Below are 21,509 nucleotides of genomic sequence, written 5' to 3'. Positions count from 1 at the left end.
GGCTCATGCCAGCCGGTCCGCATGCCAGCGCAGATGGTCGTCCATGAAGGTGGAGATGAAGTAGTAGGAGTGGTCGTAGCGTTCGTGCATGCGCAGCGTCAGGCCGATATCGGTTCCCTCGGTCGCCTCCTCGAACAGCCACGGCCTGAGCCCGTTTTCCAGAAAGCCGTCCGCCTTGCCCTGGTCGATCAGGAACTCAGGAAAACGCGCGCCGTCTTCGACCAACGCGCAGGCATCGTATTGACGCCAGCTGGATTTGTCGGAGCCGAGATACTTTTCGAAAGCCGGCGCCGACCAGTCGGCCGTCGACGGCTGGACGATCGGCGCGAAGGCCGAGCAGCTTTTGAAGCGGCCCGGGTTTTTGAGCGCAATCGTCATGGCGCCGTGACCTCCCATGGAGTGACCGAAAATGCCCTGGCGGCTCATGTCCATGCGGAAGTGCTGGCTGACGAAGTTAGGCAGTTCCTCGGTGATGTAGGTGTACATCCGGTAGTGTTCCGACCAGGGCTTCTCGGTGGCGTCCAGGTAGAAACCGGCGCCCTTGCCCATCTGCCAATTGGTGAGTTCGTCCGGCACGTCGTTGCCGCGCGGGCTCGTATCCGGGCAGACGATGATGAGGCCCAGCTCCGAAGCCAACCGCCGGTATTCGCCCTTCTCCATGACGTTGGCATGGGTGCAGGTGAGGCCGGAGAGATACCAGAGGACGGGGCAGGGCTCTCGAATCGCTTTCGGCGGCACGAAGACCGCGAAGGTCATTTCGCAGCGGCAGGCTTCTGAATCATGGGCGAAGACGCCCTGCATGCCGCCGAAGGCGGTGTTCTGCGACAGAACTTTCATTATCGGTTTCCGGATTGCATTTCATTTTTGGAGCGGCGGCAGAGCCTGTCCAGCGTTTCGAGGAATTTGGATCGGTCACGCGGAGAGAAGGCGGCGTTGTAGCCCTTGCTTTCGCCGGTCTCGCGCAGATGCGCGCCGAGGTCGCGCATCGCGCTTGCCATTCCGATGTTCGCCTCGTCGAAAAGGCGGCCGGTCGGGCCTGTCACCAACGCGCCTCTGGAAACGCATCGAACGGCAAGCGGCACATCGGCGGTCACCACGATGTCGCCGGCATCTGCGTGCTCGGCGATCCAGTCGTCAGCCGCGTCGAATGCGCCCGAGACGATGACATTTCGAATCATGGGGTCCCTGGAAGGACGAAGGCCGGAATTGGCGACAAAGGTTACCTCAAGGCCGTGACGTTCCGCGACCTTGAGGATTTCCGGCTTTACCGGGCAGGCGTCGGCGTCGACATAGATCATGCTGCGTCATTCTCTGCAGGGGAACAATGCCGGCCGAGCCCGAACCGCGAGGACGAGGCCTCAGGCCATCGCCGTGGTCTGGTCGTCCGTGGTCGCCCCCGGCGCATTCTTCTTGATGGATTCAATGGCGGCAACGGCCGAAGCCTTTGCCGAATAGCCTTCGGACGAGAACAAGGTCTGGCCGTTCGATGCCTTGAAGCGGAAACGGAATTCGTCAGATTTGTCCTTGTAGATTTCGAACTTGTACATTCGGGAGTCCCCTCATTTGCAACACACAAGATGATAGAAGCGTTGTTCCCAAAGACAAGCCGGGCGTCTCAATAAACCACGACGCTTCGGATGCTTTCGCCGCCATGCATCAGTTCGAAGCCCTTGTTGATGTCTTCCAGCGGCATCGTGTGGGTGATCATCGGGTCGATCTCGATCTTACCCTGCATGTACCAGTCGACGATCTTCGGCACGTCGGTGCGGCCGCGGGCGCCGCCGAAGGCAGTGCCCATCCAGGTACGGCCGGTGACGAGCTGGAGGGGCCGGGTCGAAATTTCCTGACCGGCGCCTGCGACGCCGATGATGACTGACTTGCCCCAGCCGCGATGCGAACTTTCCAGCGCCTGGCGCATCACCTTCGTATTGCCGGTGCAGTCGAAGGTGTAGTCGGCGCCGCCGATCTGGTCGGCCCCGCGCTTGGTCATGTTGACGAGATAAGGGACGATGTCGTCGCCGACCTCCTTGGGGTTAACGAAATGGGTCATGCCGAAACGTTCGCCCCAGGCCTTCTTGTCGTTGTTCAAATCGACGCCGATGATCATGTCAGCGCCGGCAAGCCTGAGCCCTTGGATGACGTTCAGACCGATGCCGCCGAGGCCGAAGACGACCGCCGTCGATCCGACCTCCACCTTGGCCGTGTTGATGACCGCGCCGATGCCGGTCGTCACGCCGCAGCCGATATAACAGACCTTATCGAAGGGAGCGTCCGGATTGATTTTAGCAAGCGCGATCTCCGGCAGTACGGTGTAATTGGCAAAGGTCGAGCAGCCCATGTAGTGGTGGATCTTGTCCTTGCCGATCGAGAAGCGCGACGTCCCGTCCGGCATCAGACCCTGGCCCTGGGTGGAGCGGATCGCCGTGCAAAGATTGGTCTTGCGCGACAGACAGGACGGGCATTCGCGGCATTCCGGGGTATAAAGCGGGATGACATGATCGCCCTTCTTCACCGAGGTGACGCCGGGGCCGACATCAACGACGATGCCGGCGCCTTCATGGCCGAGGATTGCCGGGAAGAGGCCTTCGGGATCGGCACCCGACAGGGTGAAATCATCGGTATGGCAGATGCCGGTCGCCTTGATCTCCACCAGAACCTCGCCGGCCCGCGGGCCTTCGAGCTGCACGGTCATCACTTCCAGCGGTTTTCCAGCCTCTACGGCAACGGCGGCGCGGACATCCATGTCTCTCTCCCTTGGTGCATTCAAGAATCTTCGGCGGACCTTCGCACGGCCCGGCACATCGGCTCAAGCCGGAAGGAGCCATTTGCCGTCGCAATTGCTATGCTCTGCTACGATCCAAAAGCGGCACATGCGGCGAGGCGTTTTTCGGCGCCTGGCCGCAAAGGCGGGGGTCATCGAAAACTTCGACCATCAAGGCATAGGGGATGAAACCCGAGCGTCGGTAGAAGGGTAATGCGGCGGGCGAGTCGAAGTGGCAGGTATGGAGCCAGAAACGGCTTATCGGGCGAGCCCAGGCCTTTTCGATCGCGTGGTTCATAAGAAAGCGACCGGCGCCCTTGCCGATAGCGTCGCGGACGATCCCGAAGAAGACGAGCTCACATTCCCCATCCTGGCGAAAGTCGAGCTCGAGCAGGCCGATCTGACGTCCGCCGTCCTTAAGGACGTAGATCTCGACAAGCGGGTCGTGGAGAATTGCAGCAAGCGCTTGATCCTCCATGACAAGGCGTGAGACCCACATCCAATCTTCTCCGACCGCCCGGAAAAGAGAACGGTAGCCTTCAAGGTCCGGAGATTGCCACGCTTCCACAACAAGCGAACAATCGTTGCCGCGGGAGGGTGTTTCCGGCGGTGCCAGCATCTCCAGGCAAGTGACGACGGTCGCAAGTTTGCCCGGCGGAACGGCGGAATAGCCAGACGGCAGTGGAGGGTTCTCGGTCTTCATGCGCCCTTTGGAGCCATTCCGCCCATTATTGTCAAGGATCGCCGCTTCACCCGAACAGATGATCGCAGGCAAAGACCACGGCATAAGCATGGATAAAAAGCGCTGCATAGAGGCCAAGTCCCGCCATCAGCCGTTCGCCGGGATGCATCGGGTCAAGGCTCCTTCGCGGCTTGACGGCGCTGAAGCCCATGAGGCTGACGAGTGTGAAGACCGCCAGTGCGGCGATAAGTGCTGTTGCCGACATGCCGATGCTATAGCCGACCCACAACTGCAGCAGGGTCACTCCGAAACTGCCGGCGACAAGCAGGCGGCGGCTCGTGAAAATCTGGCGCAGAACCTGACCGCCGTCGAAGCGATACATAGGCAGCAGATTGAGGAGATTGAAGGCTCCGAGGATGAGGAGGAAAAGGAGTGCGAAGTCCCGGACGAGAGCTGGCAGGAAATTTGAGGCGGCGAGTTCGTAAGCGGAGACCAAAACCGGCACCAGGAAGGCAGACATGCCCGGCCCCATGAGCGCGCAAGTGGCGACCTCGAAGCGGCTGTTATAGGGGCGGCCGCCGATCGCAAGGCCGCCGAGCAGCGGCACGAAGATTATCCGCGCGCCCTGGTGGCCGAAGGCGCGATAGGCAAGCAAATGACCCATTTCGTGGAGCACGATAACCACGGTGAGCATGGTCGAGATCGTCAGGCCCGCCGCGCTGAGGCCGAAGAACGGCCAGAGCAGCAGCGTGGACAGGACGGCGAGACACACCTGAACGAGTGGGTGCTCGATTGCCAGGCCGCTCTTTTTATGACCGCCCTCCAGCCATCCGGTCAGAGACTGCAGGGTACGTCGAATCATGAAATAGCGAAACAGGTAGAGAGCCAAGCCACGATAAGTGTCTGTTTCGGCGAAGGTGACCGTTGCACCGCCGGGGGTGGCCGAAACGGATCTGTATTCCTCGAAATTCCGCCAGAAGGACACGTCTAGAGCACTGTCCTCGAGCACCCGGGCGCGGCTTTCGTAGCAGCCATGATCGGGGTCGAGGCGATCGTCGATCCGGAATATCCTGCGGATCGGATCGCCGTGGCGATCGGGGTGGGTGTAGGCGACCTCGATGCAGCCGGTCTGCGTTTTGTCCGCCTCGACCCAGAGGATCGCGGGATTCCAGCCTGTCGCTTCTCCGCCGGGTTTAACCGCCTGCCAGAGGCGTTCGGGAGCGATGGCGATGGAACGGCGCAACTCGATCCGGCGGCGGCCGAGCGGCGCCGCCATCAATAGCCAGATAAGGCCGAGATTGAGCGAAAGCAGCAGCGTGGCGGATAAAAGGGGCGGCATAGGCACCTCCGGCGCCGGCTCGGGTTTGGCCGGTCGTCCGAGGCAGCTTAACGGGATCCGTTTTCCGCGGGATTTAGCCAAATGCTAAAATCCGAGCGAGGCCGTGGGAATTGCGACGCAGGGCATGCGCTCAGGCGGCGAGTTCCTCGGAAGACGGATGTACGTCGTTGGTGACCAGCCAAGGAGCGGAACGGAGGGCGTGGCGCGGTCTGTCGAGGGTTACGATCGCGTCGATCATCTCGCGCCATGCAGGGTGATGGGCGGACGCACTTGCCAGCCCGTCGATCTCGCGCAGCACCACCACCTCGAGCGGCGAGAGCACCAGCCGGCCGCGCTCCACTGCGCTGCGCAGCACCCGCCAGATATAGGCAAGGTCGTGAGCCGCAATTCCCGGCGAGGCGGGGCGGATGGCATGATAGGCGCCGCGGGCATCTGCCTGCAGGGCGAGACGGATTTGGTCCAATGTGAAGGCCGACAGGCTTTCGGGAGCTTCGGGCGCGACCTCTATGACGTGAAGGAGAAGCTCCAGCTCGGCGGGTGAACGCACCACACAATCGTCAGCGATCGTGCGCATCAGCCAGCCGGCCTTGGCTTCGTCAACGACACCGCGCGGCACGCAGCCGTGAACGAGAAACATCGTCAGGCTCTCGACAAAATAGGCCACCCATTCGGGGCTGTGCTCGGGACAATGGTCGTTCAGCGCAAGAAGAGTGAGCGCATCATCAAACGAACCGATTCCTTCCGGGAACGTGTATCTGCGCAGCCTCAGAACGTCGTCGGCATCGATCCGACATTTCCCGGCGATCAGACATGCCGGAAAAGAAAAGCGGTACCCGCTCATCCCCCATCTCCGTTTCCTCATGAAACCAATCTGGGTCTTAGAGCGCGGAAGTTGAAGGTTCGAAAAGGAGTGGAGTTAATCGCTTCTCAAAGAGGCCTTCAAAGAGCTTCGGCCTGTTTCGATTTCGAACGCTCGCGCCAGATGATGAAAAGGCCGGAGGCGACGATGATCAGTATGCCAAGCCATTTGGACGCGGTCGGAAAATCGCCGAATAGGGCATAACCGAGCACGGTCGCCGAGATGATCTCGAAATACTGGAACGGCGCGAGCAGCGACAGCGGCGCCAGCCGGAAGGCCCGCACCACCAGCAGGTGCATGTAGCCGGAAATGGAGCCGAGCAGAATCAGCAGAAAAAGGCCCAGCCAGGAGGAGGGAAGTGAAGGGGTGAAATCGGCCGCGCCCATGCCGCTCCCCATCACCAGCGCCGCGCTCATGAACAAGGTGCCGCCGATGCCCGCCATGGTCTGCATGACGAGCGGCGAATCGGCATCGCCGATCGCACGGTTGAGGAACAGGTAGAGCGTAAAGAGAAAGGCGCAGGCTATCGGCAGCAGCGCCGTCCAGCCGAAGATCGCGTAACTCGGCTGGATGACGATCATGGCTCCACCGAAACCGACGAGGATCGCCAGCCACCGCCGCCAACCGACCTTCTCCCCCAAAAAGATCGCCGACATCATGGTGAGCATGAAGGGTTCGACGAAATAGATGGCGAACACGTCGGCGAGGGGCATGTATTTGACCGCGACGAAGAACATCAGGCTGGCACCAGCGTGCAGCACGCCGCGCAGCAGGTTCATCCATGGCCTTTGCGCCCTGAACACTGCGGCTCCTGTAAAGAAGACGAGCGGCAATACACAGAGGAGCTGGAACAAGAACCGATAGAAGGTCACCTGTCCCGGAGACATCGATTCGAACGTCGCCATGTATTTGGCGATCGCATCCATCAACGGCAGGATGAACATGCAGACGGCCATGATGGCCATGCCCTTCACGGGATTTTCAGATGCGGAGGAGGGCATGCCGGACGCTTTCGAAGAGGGAAAGTTCTTCAATCACAGCCATTCGGAGGGTTCAAGCCGGGGATGAGCCAGGCATGGGCCAGACAACAAAAAACCCGGCCGGAGCCGGGTTGATTTGGTGCGGTCGAGAAGACTCGAACTTCCACGTCTTGCGACACAGCGACCTCAACGCTGCGCGTCTACCAATTCCGCCACGACCGCATCGTGGTAGGTGCCGATTTGCGCCGGCGGGGCTGCATGTAGCAAAAGCATCTGGGGTGCACAAGTGCGCCGTGACAGATTTTTGAAGGATAAAAATCGCCTGTGGAAATGCCTATATGAAAACGGCCGAAAAGCCCCGCTTGCCGCATCCCTTCGATATTGTAAGAAGACTTTCATGTTGACCCGCACCGATCTCGATCTTTCCATGATGCCCCAGCCCGGTTCACCGCCGGTGCGCTGGCGCATCTCCGATGGCCTCGTGCCCTATGAAGAGGCGATCAGGCAGATGGAGGACGAGGTGGCGGCGATCGCCGACGGACGTGCCGACGAGCTTGTCTGGCTGCTCGAACACCCGCCGCTCTATACAGCCGGTACAAGCGCCGATTCCGCCGACCTGATCGAGCCTGATCGCTTTCCCGTCTTCGCGACGGGCCGGGGCGGCGAATATACCTATCACGGGCCCGGGCAGCGGGTCGCGTATGTGATGCTCGACCTCAAGCGGCGCCGACAGGATGTGCGCGCTTATGTGGGAGCGCTCGAAGAGGTGGTGATCCGCACGCTGGACCTGATGAACGTGCGCGGAGAGCGGCGCGAGGACAGGGTGGGGGTCTGGGTGCGGCGACCGGAAAAGCCGCCGTTGCCGGATGGAAGCATGGCCGAAGACAAGATCGCGGCTCTCGGCATCCGCCTGCGGCGCTGGGTCAGTTTCCACGGCCTGTCGCTCAACGTTGACCCCGATCTCTCCCACTTTACGGGAATCGTGCCCTGCGGAATCAGCACCTACGGCGTCACGAGCCTTGTCGATCTCGGTTTGCCGGTGATGATGGCGGATGTGGATATGCGCCTGCGAGAAGCTTTCGAAAGCATCTTTGGCCCGACGGTATCCGAAAACTGAAAGGGCAAGCATGGTAGACATCAAGGTCAAGGCCCGGCCGATCGGCGCCAAAGCAGTTCTCGGACGTATCGGTCACCCGCAGGTGACAAGCGAGACGGCGGGCGGGCTGGAGGTTGTCACCGGCGCCTCCGAACCCGGCTTCAATCCGCTGGACCTGATGTTTGCTTCGCTCGCCTCCTGCCTCGTCCTGAGCGGGCGGATCGCTGCAAGCAAGCTCGGCATCCTCGATAGGCTCGCCGAGGTCAGGGCGCATGTGACCGGCGAGAAAGCCCATGAAGGGCCTTCCCGTATCATCCGCTTCGCCGTGAGCCTGGAAGTTGACGGGGACCTGACGGACAGTCAGAAAGCCGAGATCGCCCATATGGCGGAGGAGATCTGCACGGTCAGCAATACGCTGAAAGGATCGCCCGAGTTCTCGATCGAAACCGCCTAATCGTCATCCGGAATCCGGCTGTCGACACCCGCGAGCCTGAGATTGTTCACAACCTGCCGAACGCCTGCGATTGTCTGGATGTGACGGCCGATCTTGCGGGACGTGGCCGCATCGTCCACCACGCCTTCAAGGGTCACCACACCGCCGTCCACATGAACGTCGACCGCCTCCATAGGCACGATGTCAAGGCTTTCGATTGAATCGGTAACCCGTTCTTCGAGATCATCCGACTCTTCCAGCCCTTCCGTACCTGGGGAGGTACTATCGACGACACGTTCCTCCAATCCGTCAAAATCAGCCTCGTCCACCCGATATCCGCGATTGCGGCCGCTATCGAAGTTGGCCTTCGGATCACCATAAGCGGCGTTGTCGACAGGACGTGCACCGGCACCGGCCGCATCGTCGTAGGGCCAGCCCTCATCGATATTGCGGTCGTCATAATCGCGAAAATCCTCTTCGCGGGAAATGTCATCGGCCTTCCTCTTGGATGGCATGGGGCTCTCCTGTCCGTTCAACATGGAACCCGGCGCACCAGCCGATGCGCCGGGTAGATTAGCCTCAATGGCTCGTGGATGTGCCATTCTTGTTACCCGTCAGGGTCAGATGGCTTTCGACATCATGCACGCCATCCACGGTTTCCGCGCTCAGCACCGCTTTGCGGGCTGAAAACACGGTATCGACAGAACCTTCGAGGACTATCTTCGTTCCCTCGGCATGCGGTTCTATCGCCGAGGCGTCGACATCCGGTAGACCAGCCAGACGTTCGGCGACCTTCCGCTCGAGTTCAACCCCACTTTTTACTTGAGATCCGTTCATCGTTGTCGCTCCTCATGGCTTGCGAGCGAAAAACGACCGAAGGGAGTTTTTGTTCGGCTTATCGGCTAAGTTCCTTTTTCCCACTTGCGGGTGAGGCGGTCGCGTTTTAGCCGGGAAAGGCGCTTCAGCCAGAAAATACCGTCGAGCTGATCAATTTCGTGCTGCATACAGATGGCGTAAAAATCTTCAGCGTCCTCCTCGTGGCGGGTGCCGTCGAGATCCTGATAGCGGAAACGGATTTTTCTCGGCCTCTCGACCTCATCAGTAGCGCCAGGCATGGAGACACTGCCTTCCATGTGGCGCATGGTTTCTGCGGAGAAGGAAAGAACCTCTGGGTTGACGTAGAAGCGTGGACCAAGCTCCCGGGATAGCTCCAACACCACGAGACGCGTCAACACCCCGACATGTGCGGCGGTTATGCCGACGCCGGGGGCCGCGCGCATGGTGTCGAGAAGATCGCGGGCGAGGGTTCGGAGCTGATCGTCAAAGACGGTGACCGGTGCACAGGGTTTCGAAAGGCCCGGATCCGGATATCTGAGAATGGGACGAAGGGTCATGATAATTCCTCTCGCCGGTAGAGCGACATTGCATGCGCCTTTGCGGTATCCTTTTGCCATGCAGACTGGACCCGGGCGACCATTTGTTCTAGCAGGAAAACGAGTGGCTGGGGCAGTGGCTCCGGATCGAGCTATCCGGTTGTTGACAATATGCTTTTAGCCGCCATTCTCCTTACGTCGATTACAGCAGCGAGGGCGGCAGATGAGCGATATCGGCGAAGATGACCGCCTGCGCACCAAGACCGACGAAGCAGGTGGCGACATCTATTCCGAGGACGGCTCCATCCGCGCCGATTTTCTGGCCATGGTCGGTGCCGCGATCGCCGATCGTGACGTACTTTTCCTGCGCCAGCACGTCGCACGGCTGCACGAATCGGAACTCGGCGACCTCCTTGAGGCCATACTGCCGGACCAGCGCCTTGCACTCGTCAAATTGCTCGGCGATCACTTCGACCTGACCGCACTGACCGAGGTTGACGAAGCGATCCGCATGGAGATCGTCGACCAGATGCCGAATGCGCAGATTGCCGCGGCGATCGGCGATCTCGATTCGGACGACGCGGTCTACATCCTTGAAGACCTCAACCAGGAGGACCGGGAAGAGATTCTCGCGCAGCTGCCGTTTACCGAACGGGTGAGGCTGCGCAGGGCACTGGACTATCCCGAACAATCGGCCGGCCGGCGCATGCAGACGGAATTCGTCGCCGTGCCGCCGTTCTGGACCGTGGGTCAGACGATCGACTACATGCGCGACGAGGAGGACCTGCCGGAGAGCTTCACGCAGATCTTCGTCATCGATCCGACGTTCAAACTGCTCGGCGTCGTCGACCTCGACAAGATCCTGCGCACCAAACGGCAGGTGAAGGTCGAGACGATCATGCGGGAGACGAATTATCCGATTCCCGCCGACATGGACCAGGAGGAGGCCGCCCAGCTCTTCGAACAGTACGACCTCCTGTCGGCAGCGGTGGTTGACGAGAACGGCCGGCTTGTCGGCGTGCTCACCATCGACGACGTGGTCGACGTGATCCAGGAGGAGGCGGAAGAAGACATCATGCGCCTCTCGGGCGTCGGCGATGAAGAACTCTCCGACTCGGTGACGCAAACTTCCCGGTCCCGCGTGCCGTGGCTGCTCATCAATCTCTTCACTGCCTTTATTTCGGCCTCCGTCATCTCGCTTTTCGAGGCAACCATCGAGGAAGTGGTGGCACTGGCGATCCTGATGCCGATCGTGGCCGGCATGGGGGGAAATGCGGGATCCCAGACGATGACCGTGACGGTGCGGGCTCTCGCCACCCGCAATCTCGACATCCACAACGCCTGGCGCGTTGCCCGCCGCGAGGCCGGCGTGGGGCTCATCAACGGCGTCGTAATCGGCTGCCTCGTCGGCATTGTAGCCGGCCTGTGGTTCCACGACGTCAATATCGGCGGGCTGATAGCCACCGCCATGTTGATCAACATGTTTGCGGCTGCCATGGCCGGCATCATGATTCCGCTGGTTCTCGACCGGGCAGGCGCCGACCCCGCGGTATCCTCGGCGGTCTTCGTCACGGCGATTACCGATACTACGGGCTTTTTCTCGTTTCTCGGCCTGGCAACGCTGTGGCTGCTCGGCTGAGCGCGGCAAAAATTGACTGTTACGTAAAAGTCAATTATTTTCGCCCGACGAGTAGCAGGATGGGATCGTGAACAAATATTATAGCATAACGGAGCTGACGCGCGAATTCGGGGTTTCTACCCGCACGCTTCGTTTCTACGAGGACGAGGGTCTTCTCCAGCCCGAACGGCGGGGCCGCACGCGGCTTTTCCGCGCGGCAGACCGAAGGCTGCTCCAAGAAATCCTGCGCGGGCGCCGGATCGGCTTCACGATCGCCGAGATCCGAGAGATCATCAAGGTCTACAAGGAGCCGCCGGGCGAACTTGGTCAGCTCAAGCTGATGATGAAGCGCATTGACGAGAAGCGCGAAGAGCTTCGCCAGAAACGCAAGGACATCGACGAGACCCTCGACGAGCTCAACAATGCGGAAGAAGCCTGCCTGACGCGGCTCGCCGAAATCGGTGTCGGGACCTGACCGATCATTGACCCTTTCGACCGCTATTGCGCCTCGATCGAGCATTGCTGCGCGAGCGACTGGACGCGGTCATCCTGGGGCGACACCTGGCCAGACTGCAGCGGGACGAGCAGCGATTGTGAGATCAGCCGGTGCGCGGTGCAACCGCAGAAGCGCTGGCAGAGACCGGGATCGTTGTTTTCGCCGCGGCATGCCGTCTCGCAGCTGAGCATATAACCGACGCGGGGATCCGGTGGCGGCGCGGGCTGCACCAGCGAGAACAGATAGACCGCGGAGATCAGCAGCGGCTGGTGTACCAGATAGACGACCAGGCTGTGCCGGCCGGCTTTCGAAAGAAGGTTCGGCGCGGCCTGTAGTGCGGCAAGGCGCGGTAGCCAATTTCTTGAAACGGCAAGCCGTGCCGTGGCAATGCCGGCCAGCAAGGCGGCGATCCAGGGAAACAGCGGCACGTAGTCATTCGAGCGCGGCGGTATTTCCGCAAAACCCAGCCAGGCGAGCAACCGGATGTTGAAAGCGCTGGAATCGAGTATTCCGGGCATCAGGCCGTAGTTGACGATCATTGCGGCGACGATCGCCACCACCGCACCGGCGGTGAAAAGGACGGGCAAGCGTAGGAAGGCAAGACCGATCAGGCTCGATAGAGCAATATTGTGCAGGATGCCGAAATAGATCCATCCATTCGCGAAGGCGATCCGTGTGGCAAGGCTGATGGCCAATGCCGCCCCGGCAACGACAGCAAAACGGTACCAGAACGAGCGCCAGCGGATCTGAGGGAAATGCGCAAGAACGAGACTGACGCCGGCCAGGAACAGGAAGGAGCTCGCGATCACGCGGGCATAGATGCGGAAGAACCCTTGCGTTGCGGTGCCGGGCTCCAGATAGCCGAAAAATTCTAGGTCCCAGCTGAAATGATAGGTCGCCATGGCGACGAGAGCGACGCCGCGCAGCGTATCGATAAGCGTAATGCGGGGTGCGCGCAGCCCGGGGCCGGGATTTTCTGCAACGGTCACTGACGGCCTTTCTCAGTTACTGCGGATCTCGTCCATGATCGCCAGCCGCGCTTCGGAGAAATATTGGCGACGAGCGAGCACGAAGATGACGAACAGGGTCATCGCCATGAACATATAGGGCCCGGCAAACCAACCGAGATAACCCACCGACAAAAACAGCGCCCTGAGCCCGGCATTGAAATGTTTCGCGGCGATGGTGTTCATGCGCACCACCTGATCGGCGGCACGTTCGGCAGCCGCCCGATCGATGTTGGTGTCGTGCATCATCGGCAGCGCGCCGAACAGGATGGTGCAGTAGTTGAAGAGCCGATACGACCAGCCGAACTTGAAAAAGGCGTAGCCGAACAGGAATGTCAGCCCTGCCACCTTAACCTCGAAAGCGGTGCGTCCGCCGTAAGCGACCAGCGGCAGGCTGCCGAATACGGCTTCGACCTGATCCGTCGCTCCCAGCAGCGCGAAACAGCCGCCGATCGCGAAGATCGAGGTCGAGGCGAAAAAGGCGGTGCCATTCTGCAGGCCGGCCATGATCTGAGTGTCGATCATCTTCAGGTCGCGGCGCAAGGAATTGTAGATCCAGCGTTTGCGTCGTTCGGCCATGGCGCGATTGAGGCTGGAGCGCGGGAAGAAGCGGGCGCCGGCACCGGCGGTGATCCAGGAATATAGGGCCCAGAGAAGAGCAAAGAGGGCAAGCGCGATGTAGTCAGCTGTCGTCATGGTGCTCACCGGATGGGGAATCAGTCCATGTTTCCGTCATGCGTTGTTTCCGGCCTATCGGCAAGAGCGGCGGAACCTGGGAAGGTTCTGTGGGTTAATTCCGATAAAGCTGTGACCGGCGCCATTTTTCCGCCATCTTCCTTATTGCGAAAGCGGGCGGAGTTTAATAAACGATTAGCCATGACGGTCCGCTGAGGACTTTAAAATGCGGCAATCCAACGGAGACCAAATGGAAGAAACTGTAGAGAAATCCTGCTGGGGCGTGACCATCAAGGCGCTGGCGGGGTTTGCGGGCGCTTTGGCTCTTGCCTACCTGTTCGGCGCTATCTGATCTTTCGCCCATAAATCCGATTTTCCATTCACTCGGCGTGGTATTCAAACCACGCCGTTTCTATTTGTGCTATGTCGCGGCCGTCAAAAGGGATGTCGGGCAGTCGCCGAAGAAGCCGCCACGCCTGACATAGACTCGGGCCATAACCGTATCAGTGCCGGGATCGCCATGTTTCTTTCTGTATTCGACGTCTTCAAGATCGGTATCGGCCCATCCAGCTCGCATACGATGGGGCCGATGTCGGCCGCAAACCGTTTCCTCGCTCTTATCCTTTCCAACGATTGGCCGAGGCCGATGGGAGCGCATGTCGGAGCGCTGAAAGTCAGTCTGCATGGTTCGCTGGCTTTTACCGGAATTGGTCACGGAACGGGCAGGGCGGTGATCCTCGGGCTGATGGGCGAAGAGCCGGCGAGCGTGGATCCGGACCGCATGGACGAGATCATCGCCGAGGTCGAACGGACCGGTCGCGTGACGCCGCCAGATCATCCGGCCTACGAGTTCCAGCCAAAGACTGACCTGATCTTCGACAAGAAGCAGCCGTTGCCCGGCCACGCCAACGGCATGAGCTTTTCGGCTTTCGATCGGGACGGGCGCCTGCTCCTCAAGCGCATCTATTATTCGATCGGCGGTGGCTTCGTGGTGACCGACACCGAACTGGAAGCGATGCGGACCTCTAAGAAGGCGTCCAGTGATGCCCGTGTCCCCTATCCCTTCTCCACGGCAAAACAGATGCTCGACATGGCGCGCGGCTCGGGCCTGACGATCGCTCAGATGAAGCGAGCCAATGAAGAGACCAAGATGAGCGCGGCTGAGCTCGACGCCGGCCTCGATGGCATATGGAATGCGATGAGCAGTTGCATCGACCGCGGCCTCAAGGTCGACGGCATCATGCCCGGCGGATTGAAGGTGAAGCGGCGGGCACGCGCCATCCACGACAAGCTGAACGAAGAATGGCGCAGCAACCGGCTGAATCCGGTGCTCGCGAACGATTGGCTGAGCGTCTATGCCATGGCCGTCAACGAGGAGAATGCCGGCGGTGGCCGCGTCGTCACGGCACCCACGAACGGCGCCGCGGGCGTCATCCCGGCGGCGGTTAGATATTATCTGCATTTCCACGAGGATGCGACGCAGGAGGATATCCGCAATTTCCTGCTGACGGCGGCGGCCGTCGGCGGCATCATCAAGCACAATGCCTCGATCTCGGGCGCCGAGGTCGGCTGTCAGGGCGAGGTGGGATCTGCCGCAGCCATGGCCGCGGCAGGGCTTGCCGCCGTCATGGGCGGATCGCCGGAGCAGATCGAAAACGCCGCGGAAATCGCCCTCGAACATCATCTCGGCATGACATGCGATCCCGTTGCGGGCCTCGTCCAGGTTCCCTGCATCGAGCGCAACGCTCTGGGAGCGGTAAAGGCCGTTACCGCCGCATCGCTGGCAATCAAGGGCGACGGCACCCATTTCGTGCCGCTCGATGCCTGTATCGAGACGATGCGCCAGACCGGAAACGACATGAGCGAAAAATATAAAGAGACGTCGACAGGCGGCCTCGCCGTCAACGTGGTGGAGTGCTGAGCCGTTTCGCCGCTGTGGAGTGATCGAGCAAACGCTTGACCCGGTGCCCGGATGGGTTTTCAACGAAACCATGGCTCTTCATCTCATCAAACTCTGCGTCGGCGCGGATTCGATCCAGGACCTTCGGGACTGGGTAGCGGAGCGTTCACTCAATGCGATTGCGGCCGGGCTCGAACCGCACAGCGTCCACACCACGCGAATGGTACCGAAGCGCGTCGAGGAGCTTCTGGAGGACGGTTCGCTCTATTGGGTGATCAAGGGGCAGGTGGCGGCCCGGCAGAAGCTTCTGGGGATAGAGACGTTTACCGGCGGCGATGGCATCCAGCGCTGTCACCTGGTTCTCGGCCCGGAAGTGATCGAAACCGTGCCGCAGCCGAAACGCCCATTCCAGGGCTGGCGGTACCTAAAAGCAGAAGAAGCGCCGCGTGACCTCGGCGGACTGGGCGAGGGCGTCGCGGCGCTTCCTGAAGACCTTCGGCGGGAACTCGCCGAACTCGGACTGCTCTAAATCAACGGATCTTGAGGCGGATCGGCGCCCGGCCGGACCGCATGCCAATATGAAGATGGATATTGGCTTCCGGTTGAGAGTGACGCCAGGCGCGGGCGCCGTGGCTCAATAGCATGGCAACCAGATCGCGGGTCTTTTCCTTGGAGCGGCTCAGGCCGACGCCTGCCAACCGCATGGCGGCTTCGTGGAGAGGGTTGAGGGCGACGCCCCTTGCTCTCGTCTTGGATGCGGGCTTGAAGACAAACTCCGCGCTGTTTTCATTCATTCCCATCGGAAACCCCGTTTACGCATTACTTTTCGAGATTCCACCGCGCCGATATCTCGGCGCGGCCACTTTCCTTTTTCGGTAGCCGCCGCTCACTGGAGCGACGCCCAGCAGCTGATGCCCTTCTTCTTCAGTACGTTGCAGGCATCGACGGCCTTCTTCTGGTCATCGAAGCCGCCGAAGCGGGCTCGGTAGATCTGTTCGCCGTTGTTGCTGTGGGCGACAGTGAAAGGTTTGGCGGAACGCAATACCTTGCCGCCTTTATCCTGCGCATTCTGCAGGAGATCCTGAGCCATCTTCTGATTGGGCGAAGCGCCAATCTGGATAACCCAACCGCTCGGCCCGGAGGACTGGCTTTCCTTCACGGAAGCCTTGGTCGACGAGGTCGTAACTTCATCGACGTTCGGCTTTGGCGACCGGAGCAGGGCGACCTCTTCCTTGCGCTCCGGAATGAATTCCGGGGCCGGAGTGGGTACGGCTGCGGCGCTCGCCATTGCGGTATTCATGGCCTGGGTGATGACTTTCTTCTCGGCCGGTTCCGCCGCATAGGCAACGGCAGACGGCGAAGCGGCTGTGGGCTGTTCGTTATAACGAGCGCCCGGCTTCGGACCGCTGTTCGGCAGGTCGAGGGCAGCCATCTGACGCGCATCGGACGGAGCTGCAGCCGGCGTCGACTTGACAGGAGCCGCCGGCGTCGGCGCAATGGGAGCGGCCTGGGCGATCAGCTTCGAATTGCCGCCGCGGGAAGCCTTCGGCAGGTATTCGGCAACCAGTTGGCGCATGGTTGCGTCACGGGCAGCGCTCGAGCGGCCACCGAGAACCACCGCGACGATCGAACGTCCGTCAAGCTGGGCGGATGTCGCGAGATTGCTGCCGGCGGCGCGAGTGTAGCCGGTCTTGATGCCGTCGACACCTCTCACATTACCAACGAGGCGGTTGTGATTGCCGATCACCTGCTTGCCGAAATTAAACGTGCGGATCGAGAAGTAGCCGTAATATTGCGGAAAGTGCTGACGGAGGGCCATGCCGAGGCGGGCCTGGTCGCGCGCGGTCGTCATCTGGGCCGTATTGGGCAGGCCATGAGCATTGCGGTAGGTCGTCCGCGTCATGCCGAGTGCGCGCGCCTTGCTGGTCATCATCTGAGCAAACCGGTCTTCGGATCCGCCAAGGAATTCGCCGAGCGCTGTTGCTATGTCGTTTGCCGAGCGTGTCACAAGAGCCCGGATAGCCTGGTCGACCGTCACGGAGCCACCGGCGCGGACGCCAAGCTTGGAGGGAGGCTCTGCGGCTGCGTTGGTCGAGACCGGCACGCTCGAGTCGAGGCTGATACGGCCGGCTTCGAGCGCTTCAAAGGTCAGATAAAGCGTCATCATCTTGGTCAGCGAGGCGGGATAGCGAAGACCATCGGGATCCTCGCCATAGAGAACCTTGCCGGTCTTTGCGTCGACGACGATGCCGGCATATTTCGGGGCCGCCTCTGCAGGCGCCGCAAAGATCGAAACCGCCAGGACCAAGGTGAATAAATATCCGAGAACCCGTCCCGGAACCGTAACGCCATCCTTGGGGAAGGATGCTGAAAACATTGCTTTCGACACTGCCGCACTCATCGCTTGCATCAACTTTGCCACGTCCGGACGCTCCCCCGTCGCAGCCGTTGCCGACACTCTAGGAGAACAGCGTTACCAAGAGGTTTATGATGAACAGCAGCTTGCCTCGATGTGCTGCATTTTAGACATCAACCCGTCCGTCCGTGGCGGCTATTTCGCCAGCCGGTTTTCGACAAAAAGCCGAACTGCGGCATCAATATGTTGCCAATCCTTCAAAAGCACGCTGGAGAAGCGATAAAGGACCGTCAGATCCTGGCCGATGTGGATATCCCGCTGACAGTCTCCGCTGGTTGGCTGCTCGCCGGCGCCGGGCAGGAGGCAGCGGACCACGTAGTCAGGCGAATCGGGGCGCTGCGCCGACAGGATGATTTCCTTTCCATAGCCGGAATCAGACCGCAGCCGGTGGAGCGTCAACCCGAACTTCGCAGGCTGCGGATCTCCGTCGAAGAGTTTCGAATAGATTGGCTCGAAGCGGCCGGACATGTCGCGCGACATGGTGCTTTGTGAAATCTGCAGGAAAATCAAATTTGAAGACTGGGCAATGTCATCGAAGCGGGCGCGCAGCGCGGAACTGTAACCTTGCTGTTCCGGCCAGGTGAAGTAGATGTCGACACGCTCGGTCACGCCGTTGCGGCGCTGGTCGCGGAAGCGGATCATATTGGCAGGAAGACGGAGTTTGTCCTGACCGATCTGGATCAGGAACTCCTCGGTACTATCGGTGTGACCAGCAAGCGCGATCCTTTCGCCGAACCAGCGGCCGCCAATGCTGACCGCCAATGTCAAAGCAGCGAGGAGCGCGACGATTGCCGTCAAGCGGTAGAGAAACCGGTTCGAGATCAGCGGCATTTCTTCAGTCGTAGCATCGGGGGCTGAACCTGCCATGACGTGCGCTCCATGTTCACGAAAGAAATTCGCCATGCACCGGAATGAGACGGAGACCAGGGATACGGAACGCGGTCCGGCGATTGCGCGTCAGTCTGGAATTTCATCCTTAATGTGGCGTTAACGGCTGGTCGGCGCCGGCAGGGAGGAACAGGTGCAGCTGTTTTTGCGGAATCAATGTCGTCTCGATTTCCGTTACCGATCTCGGCAGGGCGCGGCTCTTCTGCGGGAGCCCCGGCGGCAAATCTTGCCGTGACGCTGGCCGGGCCGGATTGGGAGCCGTCGACGGGGACGACGGTGGTTCTCAACGTGAGGGATTGCTACGCCGCAGTTGACGATTTGCGATGCCGCGGCATCGCCTGCGGGGAACCGGTCGTCTTCGACGGTCATGTGGTGTTTGCGAGCTTCCACGACCGTTCGGCGACCGCCTTCAGATGTGCAGCAATCTTCCCTAAGGCGCTTTTCACCCGATATTACTGGCCGACAGAGCCCACCGCGGTGGTGCGTCCATCCTGGAGCTTAACCCAACGGGACGGATCATCGGAGGCCTGACGCTTCAGAAAGGTATATTCCGTGTCGGACCAGAGCATGACCTTGTTGCGCATGTTGTCGAGCACGAAATCGCCGTGGTCGGTACGGACCGTAAGGACTGCATGTCCTTCGCCGTTCGGCTGAAGCACCACGGTGATCAGCAGGTCGGAGGGATCAACGCCCTTTTTGATCAGCATCTTGCGCTTCAGCAGAACGAAATCTTCGCAGTCGCCGACGGTACGGGGATAGGCCCAGCGTTCCTCGACCCCGTAGATGTCCTGGTCAGTCATCGGCGTAATCGAGGAGTTGACGGTGTAATTGACGTCCAGGATGGTCTTCCACTTGTCCTCAGTGAGCGTGAGAGGACCGGCATCCTGGTAAGTGGCCTCGCATTCGCTCGCATAGGTCTTGCAAAATTCATAGTGGCCAACCGGCGGGTTGGCCTGGCTGATGACGCGCATGGAGCCGGCGGAAATTGCGTGGCTGCTGCCGGCGGTAAAGATTGCTGCGAATGCGGTGATGGCGGCGAGGCCCAGTCCCTTGCTGAATTTCATTTTTATGTCTCCCCGTTGTGGGAAGAACACTGACACAGAGGGTTTGATCGACGGCAAAATACCGCAGTAAAATCAAACGCTTATTTGAATCGATTTCGCCTAAAATGCTGTTCGAATTTGATTCAAATTCTAACTATTCCGGCGACCAACTGGTGAGAGAGCTTAATGCGGAGCATCGCCGCGACAATCGGCGTCATGGGATAAGTTCTTTGACCGAAAGGCTTTTCGAGGCGATTGTGGGTAATCACCCGCCGGACCGAGTGAAGCGCGGGAACGGTTAAATTAACCAAGGAACGCCGGCGGTCTCACCGATGGACGAGCCGGAAGAGCTTCGAACTCCCAAATCCGGGGCCATGGGCCTCAGAAAAAAGTGCCAAAAGGGCACATTTTTTTTGATGAGGAGCGGATGGCGAGGGGGAAACGATCCCGCATCGCGCCATTGTCGCCGCTGTTGGCGAACGGGGGACGGCTCTTAGTGCGGGATTGGAAGGTAGAAAAGCGCCCTGCGGCTCAAAGAAATTCGGTTAGCGCTTCGCGGGACTGGACCGAATTGAATTCGATCGCGACGCCTTCCATGAAATGACGGACGACACGGCCGCGCATGCTCCCGAGGCGAACGGGCGTGCCGATCGACGGACGAACCTCGACGTCGACAGCCGCGCCCGAGAGCGAAAGGTCCATGATGCGGCAGTCATAACGGCGACCGTCATCGAGCGTGATTTCGGCACGGGTGTTGCGCGGTGCCAGACGATCATGGCGGCGATCTTCCGGCAAACCGAGTTCGTGCTTGTTGGCGATCCAGGTGAGCTGGGCGGCAAGTTTTTCGCGCTTGCGGTCGGTCGCGTTGATCGACATCGCAAAACCGTCGTCCGACACGCTGAGGACGGTGCCTTCCAATCGGCCGATATGGTCGAGATAGGCGATCACGCGCTCACCCACGAGAGGCCGACCGAAACAGGCAAAGGTCACATCGCCCGGGGACATATCCACAACGCTGCAGGGAAATTCCTCATGCGTCGCCAGCATCAGTCGCCCCGCGACATTGACCGACACGCGCTGAAACGTCCGCTGGGCGGGAACGGCCTGTTTGGCTGGGGTCGGGGCCGACTGAAATGAATACATCTGAAAGAGCTTTTCTCGTCGAGAGTGTACCTGAGATTGATAGCGCACCGCGGTTAACAGAATCTTTTATCCGAGAGGCTCGAATGTGCGAGAGCGTCAGAACTTGCGACCTTGAGCAGGCAGGCCAGAAGCGGGCTGTTGCGGAAAGGCGCGGAGCGGACCTTTTTGATCAACAGTGACCGGCACGCCGAAGTGCGATGCCCCGCCCGTGAGGAAGGTCCAGCTTTCCATCTCCAGTCCGTCGACCGGAAGGGCAACCGCCGGGAAAGGAGCGCCGCGCGGCAGGAGCGCTCCGAAAAGGCGATCGCTCTCCCTGCCGTCGGTCGAGCGGAGCGGCAGGAGAAGCATTTCATAGGCCTGACGGGCGTCGGCGGTCACGGCGACGAGATCGACCAGAGCCGGCTGTTCGTGTCGAATGACGTTTTGAGCGATGTACAGGGGCTGCGGCTGCTCGGCTCCAAACCAGATCTGGTTGAAAGCCATGCCGCGCAACTCGTAACCGAAGAGGTCACAGATCCGCGTTCCGGCCAGCCGGAAGGCCAGCACGCCCCGTTCATCCATCGCTGCGATGAAAAGGTGAGGAAGCAGGTGGCGCAGCGCCGTTGGATCGATTTCGGTCCGCAACGGAGCAGCGCGATCACCCTTTAGGTTGATCCAGTAGTCAAAGACCGCTCGGGTTGCCTGGTTACGCATCCGCCATTACCTATCGCATTTCGAGACAAATCGCGCCTCATGCACGACCTTCATCCTGCACGGAGCGAATTTCATGCCACGGCGCAGCCATTACGGTTAAGGAACCA

25 protein-coding genes and 1 tRNA gene are annotated in these 21,509 nt (G+C 60.4%); 6 read left to right on the top strand and 20 right to left on the bottom strand.

Going from position 1 to position 21,509, the window contains the following annotated elements; genetic code table 11:
• Positions 1-3: 3 nt before the first annotated feature.
• From fghA to C5L12_RS22410, 9 genes are all read right to left on the bottom strand, one after another.
• Positions 4-837: an S-formylglutathione hydrolase gene (gene fghA / locus C5L12_RS22450; RefSeq protein ID WP_105374291.1), complete on the bottom strand. Its 834-nt coding sequence runs from the start codon at positions 835-837 to the stop codon at positions 4-6.
• Positions 837-1,298 (bottom strand): YaiI/YqxD family protein, encoded by a 462-nt coding sequence (locus tag C5L12_RS22445; protein ID WP_105374290.1) that lies wholly within the window; start codon positions 1,296-1,298, stop codon positions 837-839. Before C5L12_RS22445 ends, fghA begins: the two co-directional genes overlap by 1 nt.
• Before the next feature lie 60 nt (positions 1,299-1,358).
• Entirely contained in the window at positions 1,359-1,547 is a 189-nt protein-coding gene (locus C5L12_RS22440) for a YegP family protein (RefSeq protein ID WP_105374289.1), read from the bottom strand.
• Between the two features lie 68 nt (positions 1,548-1,615).
• Entirely contained in the window at positions 1,616-2,743 is a 1,128-nt protein-coding gene (locus C5L12_RS22435) for an S-(hydroxymethyl)glutathione dehydrogenase/class III alcohol dehydrogenase (RefSeq protein ID WP_105374288.1), read from the bottom strand.
• A gap of 97 nt (positions 2,744-2,840) precedes the next feature.
• Positions 2,841-3,464, bottom strand: coding sequence for a GNAT family N-acetyltransferase (locus C5L12_RS22430; RefSeq protein ID WP_105374287.1), 624 nt, complete (start codon positions 3,462-3,464; stop codon positions 2,841-2,843).
• Positions 3,465-3,510: 46 nt separating this feature from the next.
• Positions 3,511-4,782 carry a zinc metalloprotease gene (locus tag C5L12_RS22425; RefSeq protein ID WP_105374286.1) on the bottom strand — a complete coding sequence of 424 codons (1,272 nt, stop codon included), beginning with the start codon at positions 4,780-4,782 and terminating at the stop codon, positions 3,511-3,513.
• A 130-nt stretch (positions 4,783-4,912) separates the two neighbouring features.
• The gene (locus C5L12_RS22420; RefSeq protein WP_105374285.1) at positions 4,913-5,623 is read right to left on the bottom strand and encodes a hypothetical protein; all 711 of its coding nucleotides are present in this window, start codon (positions 5,621-5,623) and stop codon (positions 4,913-4,915) included.
• A 98-nt stretch (positions 5,624-5,721) separates the two neighbouring features.
• Complete coding sequence (locus C5L12_RS22415; protein ID WP_105374284.1) at positions 5,722-6,642, bottom strand: DMT family transporter; 921 nt, start codon at positions 6,640-6,642, stop codon at positions 5,722-5,724.
• Positions 6,643-6,758: 116 nt separating this feature from the next.
• Positions 6,759-6,843: transfer RNA gene (locus C5L12_RS22410), tRNA-Leu, on the bottom strand.
• A gap of 175 nt (positions 6,844-7,018) precedes the next feature.
• On the opposite strand from C5L12_RS22410, the gene lipB reads away from it, so the two are divergent.
• Both lipB and C5L12_RS22400 read left to right on the top strand, forming a co-directional pair.
• Complete coding sequence (gene lipB, locus C5L12_RS22405) at positions 7,019-7,738, top strand: lipoyl(octanoyl) transferase LipB (protein ID WP_105374283.1); 720 nt, start codon at positions 7,019-7,021, stop codon at positions 7,736-7,738.
• Positions 7,739-7,748: 10 nt separating this feature from the next.
• Positions 7,749-8,171: an OsmC family protein gene (locus C5L12_RS22400; protein WP_105374282.1), complete on the top strand. Its 423-nt coding sequence runs from the start codon at positions 7,749-7,751 to the stop codon at positions 8,169-8,171.
• Here C5L12_RS22400 and C5L12_RS22395 read toward each other — a convergent pair.
• The 3 genes from C5L12_RS22395 to C5L12_RS22385 form a co-directional block, all read right to left on the bottom strand.
• Positions 8,168-8,665 carry a BON domain-containing protein gene (locus C5L12_RS22395; protein WP_157949101.1) on the bottom strand — a complete coding sequence of 166 codons (498 nt, stop codon included), beginning with the start codon at positions 8,663-8,665 and terminating at the stop codon, positions 8,168-8,170. The two genes, C5L12_RS22400 and C5L12_RS22395, sit on opposite strands and share 4 nt — an antisense overlap.
• Before the next feature lie 64 nt (positions 8,666-8,729).
• Positions 8,730-8,987: a BON domain-containing protein gene (locus C5L12_RS22390; RefSeq protein ID WP_105374280.1), complete on the bottom strand. Its 258-nt coding sequence runs from the start codon at positions 8,985-8,987 to the stop codon at positions 8,730-8,732.
• A 65-nt stretch (positions 8,988-9,052) separates the two neighbouring features.
• Entirely contained in the window at positions 9,053-9,544 is a 492-nt protein-coding gene (locus tag C5L12_RS22385) for a peptide deformylase (RefSeq protein WP_105374279.1), read from the bottom strand.
• 202 nt (positions 9,545-9,746) lie between these two features.
• Here C5L12_RS22385 and mgtE point away from each other — a divergent pair, with 202 nt between their 5' ends.
• Both mgtE and C5L12_RS22375 read left to right on the top strand, forming a co-directional pair.
• Positions 9,747-11,162 carry a magnesium transporter gene (gene mgtE, locus C5L12_RS22380; protein WP_105374278.1) on the top strand — a complete coding sequence of 472 codons (1,416 nt, stop codon included), beginning with the start codon at positions 9,747-9,749 and terminating at the stop codon, positions 11,160-11,162.
• A gap of 67 nt (positions 11,163-11,229) precedes the next feature.
• The gene (locus tag C5L12_RS22375; RefSeq protein WP_105374277.1) at positions 11,230-11,616 is read left to right on the top strand and encodes a MerR family transcriptional regulator; all 387 of its coding nucleotides are present in this window, start codon (positions 11,230-11,232) and stop codon (positions 11,614-11,616) included.
• A 23-nt stretch (positions 11,617-11,639) separates the two neighbouring features.
• Here C5L12_RS22375 and C5L12_RS22370 read toward each other — a convergent pair whose 3' ends face one another.
• Both C5L12_RS22370 and C5L12_RS22365 read right to left on the bottom strand, forming a co-directional pair.
• Entirely contained in the window at positions 11,640-12,626 is a 987-nt protein-coding gene (locus tag C5L12_RS22370) for a heparan-alpha-glucosaminide N-acetyltransferase (RefSeq protein WP_245422997.1), read from the bottom strand.
• A gap of 12 nt (positions 12,627-12,638) precedes the next feature.
• On the bottom strand, positions 12,639-13,340 hold the full coding sequence (locus tag C5L12_RS22365; RefSeq protein ID WP_105374276.1) for a DUF599 domain-containing protein: 702 nt from the start codon (positions 13,338-13,340) through the stop codon (positions 12,639-12,641).
• Between the two features lie 499 nt (positions 13,341-13,839).
• Here C5L12_RS22365 and C5L12_RS22360 point away from each other — a divergent pair, with 499 nt between their 5' ends.
• The gene (locus tag C5L12_RS22360) at positions 13,840-15,240 is read left to right on the top strand and encodes an L-serine ammonia-lyase (RefSeq protein WP_105374275.1); all 1,401 of its coding nucleotides are present in this window, start codon (positions 13,840-13,842) and stop codon (positions 15,238-15,240) included.
• A 70-nt stretch (positions 15,241-15,310) separates the two neighbouring features.
• Positions 15,311-15,748 carry a DUF1489 family protein gene (locus tag C5L12_RS22355; protein WP_105374317.1) on the top strand — a complete coding sequence of 146 codons (438 nt, stop codon included), beginning with the start codon at positions 15,311-15,313 and terminating at the stop codon, positions 15,746-15,748.
• Position 15,749: 1 nt separating this feature from the next.
• Here the strand turns inward: C5L12_RS22355 and C5L12_RS22350 are convergent, their stop codons facing one another.
• From C5L12_RS22350 to C5L12_RS22320, 6 genes are all read right to left on the bottom strand, one after another.
• Positions 15,750-16,019 carry a hypothetical protein gene (locus tag C5L12_RS22350; RefSeq protein WP_105374274.1) on the bottom strand — a complete coding sequence of 90 codons (270 nt, stop codon included), beginning with the start codon at positions 16,017-16,019 and terminating at the stop codon, positions 15,750-15,752.
• 86 nt (positions 16,020-16,105) lie between these two features.
• Positions 16,106-17,629 carry a D-alanyl-D-alanine carboxypeptidase gene (locus C5L12_RS22345; protein ID WP_105374273.1) on the bottom strand — a complete coding sequence of 508 codons (1,524 nt, stop codon included), beginning with the start codon at positions 17,627-17,629 and terminating at the stop codon, positions 16,106-16,108.
• Positions 17,630-17,770: 141 nt separating this feature from the next.
• Positions 17,771-18,502 carry a hypothetical protein gene (locus C5L12_RS22340; RefSeq protein ID WP_105374272.1) on the bottom strand — a complete coding sequence of 244 codons (732 nt, stop codon included), beginning with the start codon at positions 18,500-18,502 and terminating at the stop codon, positions 17,771-17,773.
• 473 nt (positions 18,503-18,975) lie between these two features.
• Entirely contained in the window at positions 18,976-19,587 is a 612-nt protein-coding gene (locus C5L12_RS22330; RefSeq protein ID WP_105374271.1) for a transglutaminase-like cysteine peptidase, read from the bottom strand.
• Positions 19,588-20,097: 510 nt separating this feature from the next.
• Positions 20,098-20,709 (bottom strand): PilZ domain-containing protein, encoded by a 612-nt coding sequence (locus C5L12_RS22325; RefSeq protein ID WP_105374270.1) that lies wholly within the window; start codon positions 20,707-20,709, stop codon positions 20,098-20,100.
• 96 nt (positions 20,710-20,805) lie between these two features.
• A complete protein-coding gene (locus C5L12_RS22320; protein ID WP_105374269.1) occupies positions 20,806-21,402 on the bottom strand; it encodes a PAS domain-containing protein in 597 nt (198 codons plus the stop codon).
• Positions 21,403-21,509: the final 107 nt, after the last annotated feature.

It is taken from the genome of Neorhizobium huautlense (genome assembly GCF_002968575.1).
GTDB lineage: Bacteria > Pseudomonadota > Alphaproteobacteria > Rhizobiales > Rhizobiaceae > Neorhizobium > Neorhizobium huautlense.
The sequence above is the reverse complement of the archived record's forward strand: the minus strand, read 5'-3'. Positions and strand labels throughout refer to the sequence as shown.